Origin of the sequence: Mesorhizobium sp. M7A.F.Ca.ET.027.03.2.1 (genome assembly GCF_003999175.1) — a bacterium.
In the GTDB taxonomy this organism is placed as follows: domain Bacteria; phylum Pseudomonadota; class Alphaproteobacteria; order Rhizobiales; family Rhizobiaceae; genus Mesorhizobium.
Genome location: NZ_RZOM01000685.1, coordinates 1 through 3,380 on the forward strand (window position 1 = coordinate 1; position 3,380 = coordinate 3,380).

Genomic DNA, 3,380 nt, shown 5'->3' on the forward strand with positions numbered 1-3,380 from the left:
GATCCTGATGATGCTTAGCGCACGCCGATCGGGTGCGGTTAAGTCAAGCGCCCCGGCTTCAGCTTTGTGCCGATCGGGTAAGCCCAATAAACTCTAAAACAATCGAGATCGATCACCCACCTGGTGTTTCAAATTTGGGCCAACGGGGCATTGGCGGTGGCATGCGCCGATTTCGAGGCGACATTGCGCTGCCGGCGAGGACGTTGGGGCGGCTTGCGTCGGCAGGCGCGATCCCGAAATTTCCAGTACGTGACGAGAATGAACCTTGGCTGGTCGCCTGATAGCGGAACCAGGCGAGGTTCACGTTGTTACCACAGCGGGCGACTGCCGGTTGCCGGATTCGGAGTCATCGTTTCATGACCAATGGTCCATTGCCTGAAAACGTTCTGGTCTCGCTTCCCAAGATCGATGCAAAAGCGGCGCCGACGCTCAAAAATGCCGAGGCGGAGGTATTTTACACGGAAGCGATCCGTGAGCTTACCGCCACCGACATACCCTTTCTGGTCGCCGGGACCTACGCGGTAAGCGCTTATACGGGTGTCACCCGCCAGACCAAGGACCTCGATATCTTCTGCAAGGCAGGCGACTACGCGCGGATCCTGGCCCATTTCAAGCAGCTTGGATATGCCGTCGAAATCGAGGATGACCGGTGGCTCGGCAAGGTGTTCAAGGGCACGCATTTCTTCGACGTCATATTCGGCTCGGCCAACGGCACGGTGCCTGTTGGCGACCTGTGGCTGGAACACGCCCGCCAAACAGAGCTGTTGGGCAGCAGGGTGCGGATCATCGGCCCGACCGAACTCATCTGGTCCAAATGCTTTATACAGGACAGAGGGCGACACGATGGCGCCGATATCGCTCATACGATTCTCAAGGCGGGCGATCAGATCGATTGGCACCGGCTGCTTTCTTATCTGGAGGTTCACTGGGAGGTTCTGTTGATGCAGCTTATCAATTTCAGGTGGATCTATCCGAGCGAGCGCGATCATATCCCGGCGTGGCTGCTCGATGAATTGCTCGACCGCCTCGCCAAGCAACGGCAGTTGCCGTCTCCAAGGATGAAGATCTGCCGTGGGCGGCTGCTTTCGCAAACCGATTACGAAATCGACGTCAAGGAATGGGGCTTCGCCGGCGTCGGTGGTGTGGGAGAATTCCGTGATGGCTGATCCCGTCAAGAGCAGCGCGCCCAAGGAGGGCGCACGCGCGCTCAAAGTTGCCGCGGTCGGGGATCTCCATGTGCGGGAAGATGCGCAAACCTCGTATCGCGACCTCTTCGGCGAGATATCGAGCGAAGCCGACATTCTCGTTCTCACGGGAGACCTGACCAATCTCGGCAAGCCTCGTGAAGCGGAGATGCTGGCCGAGGATCTGCGCAACTGCTCGATCCCGGTCGTGGCGGTGCTCGGCAATCATGACTACGAGTCTGGTGCGGTGGAAGACGTCACGAAGATCCTGCGCCAGGCGCATGTTCATCTCCTCGACGGGCAGGCAGTTGAAATCGAGGAGGTGGGTTTTGTCGGCGTGAAGGGATTCATAGGCGGCTTCGGGTCACGCATGCTCGGCTCATTCGGTGAACCGGCGATCAAGACGATGGTCGCGGAAAGCGTGAACGAGGCAATGCGACTTGAAAATGCGATGCGCCAGGTTCGGGCGAAGCGCACACTGGTGATCCTCCACTACGCGCCAATTGCCGACACAGTCGCGGGAGAACCGCCAGAGATATTTCCATTTCTGGGCTCTTCACGCCTGGCGGAGACGATCGATCGATTCCAGGTTAGTGCTGTCGTGCACGGTCATGCACATCGCGGTTCTTACGAAGGTCAAACACCTGGCGGAGCCAAGGTCTACAACGTCGCCATGCATGTGGCCAAGCCAAGCGGCCGCCCCTACGCCTTGCTCGAAATCTGACGCCAGCGGCATGCGCCGTGGTGTCCATTGGCCTTGACTCAATTGGTGGCGTTGATCGATTTCGCCAACTCTTCCAGCTTCCGGGGATCGTTGCCGTGACGGCGCACCAGTTCGCGAGCCTGCCTGGACGGCAAATCGGTCGTGGCCGCCAGTTGTCGCACCTGCTGATCGTCGATGGCGACCTGCGGCAATGTATGGTCGATATTTCCTTCCTTGTCCTTCATCGCGCTTCTCCTTGATCCTTGTCGACGACAACGGCTCGAAAATCCGACCGGTTCCGAACGATCTGCAACTTTTGCGCCTTCACCTGGGCGGACCAACATACTCGTGTCCCGAGGGCGTAACGATCTCGCTGGATTCTGCCAGGAACCATGCCACGGCGCACGAGTTGTTCCGACTGAACGGAGATAGTTCGATGCCACAGCCAAGACAGCCAGACCCAAATCGCGATGTTCCCGTGCCGCCTCCAACATGGAAGCCCGAGCCGATCGAGGAACCCGAACCGGAAAGGCTCCCGGACGAGACCCCGCTGCCCAATCCCGACGAGAATGAAGAGCCTCCCATCCACGCGTAGGACGAAGGGGAGTTTCTTTATCGCGGGGCAAAGCACACATTCGGACGGCTAACGATCAATCTCGCCAAACACGATGTCGAGCGATCCGATGATGGCGGCAACGTCGGCGATCATGTGCCCTTGAGACAGGAAATCCATCGCCTGCAGATGGGCGAAGGATGGCGCGCGTATCTTGCACCGGTAAGGGACATTGCCCCCGTCGGAAACCAGATAAACACCGAATTCTCCCTTTGGCGCTTCAACCGCGGCGTAGACTTCTCCGGCCGGCACGCGATGCCCCTCGGTATAAAGTTTGAAATGCTGGATGGTCGCCTCCATCGAGCGTTTCATCGTGGCGCGCCGCGGCGGCGTGATCTTCTGGTTTGGAAGCGCGACCGGCCCCTGGCCTTCGGGTGACCGCAGTTTTTCCAGGCACTGCTTCATGATCCGCACCGACTGGCGCATCTCCTCCATGCGGACCAGGTAGCGGTCATAGCAGTCTCCGTTCTTTCCGAAGGGAATGTCGAAATCCATGTCCGGGTAACATTCGTATGGCTGTGCCTTGCGCAAATCCCATGCGGCGCCCGATCCGCGCACCATCACGCCGGAAAATCCCCAGGCCCAGGCATCCTCCAGCCCGATCACGCCCACATCGACATTGCGCTGCTTGAAGATACGGCTGCCGGTGAGCAATTCGTCGAGGTTGTCACAGACTTTGAGGAACGGATCGCAGAAAGCCCAGATGTCGTCGAGAAGCTTCGGAGGCATATCCTGGTGCACGCCGCCGATTCTGAAATAATTCGCATGCATGCGGGCGCCGGAGGCGCGCTCGTAAAAAACCATCAGCTTTTCCCGCTCCGCAAACCCCCAAAGCGGCGGCGTCAGCGCGCCGATATCCATGGCCTGCGTCGTGACGTTG

General features: G+C 59.0%; 4 protein-coding genes. 2 read left to right on the forward strand and 2 right to left on the reverse strand.

Translation table 11 applies throughout. The features are described from left to right. The first annotated feature begins 356 nt into the window (after positions 1 to 356). On the forward strand, positions 357 to 1,166 hold the full coding sequence (locus EN750_RS24875) for a nucleotidyltransferase family protein (RefSeq protein WP_023812007.1): 810 nt from the start codon (positions 357 to 359) through the stop codon (positions 1,164 to 1,166). Beyond that, positions 1,159 to 1,908 carry a metallophosphoesterase gene (locus EN750_RS24880; protein WP_127271062.1) on the forward strand — a complete coding sequence of 250 codons (750 nt, stop codon included), beginning with the start codon at positions 1,159 to 1,161 and terminating at the stop codon, positions 1,906 to 1,908. Before EN750_RS24875 ends, EN750_RS24880 begins: the two co-directional genes overlap by 8 nt. Before the next feature lie 38 nt (positions 1,909 to 1,946). Here the strand turns inward: EN750_RS24880 and EN750_RS24885 are convergent, their stop codons facing one another. Together EN750_RS24885 and EN750_RS24895 are read right to left on the reverse strand one after the other, a co-directional pair. Beyond that, positions 1,947 to 2,132 carry a hypothetical protein gene (locus EN750_RS24885; protein ID WP_127271064.1) on the reverse strand — a complete coding sequence of 62 codons (186 nt, stop codon included), beginning with the start codon at positions 2,130 to 2,132 and terminating at the stop codon, positions 1,947 to 1,949. 398 nt (positions 2,133 to 2,530) lie between these two features. Next, positions 2,531 to 3,380 (reverse strand): NADH-quinone oxidoreductase subunit D (locus EN750_RS24895; protein WP_127398045.1); only part of this gene is annotated, 850 nt, incomplete at its 5' end.

Bases quoted from the DNA above. Each gene is read 5' to 3' on its own strand.
- EN750_RS24885 (WP_127271064.1), bottom strand. From the start codon at position 2,132: ATGAAGGACAAGGAAGGAAATATCGACCATACATTGCCGCAGGTCGCC.
- EN750_RS24875 (WP_023812007.1), top strand. From the start codon at position 357: ATGACCAATGGTCCATTGCCTGAAAACGTTCTGGTCTCGCTTCCCAAG.
- EN750_RS24880 (WP_127271062.1), top strand. From the start codon at position 1,159: ATGGCTGATCCCGTCAAGAGCAGCGCGCCCAAGGAGGGCGCACGCGCG.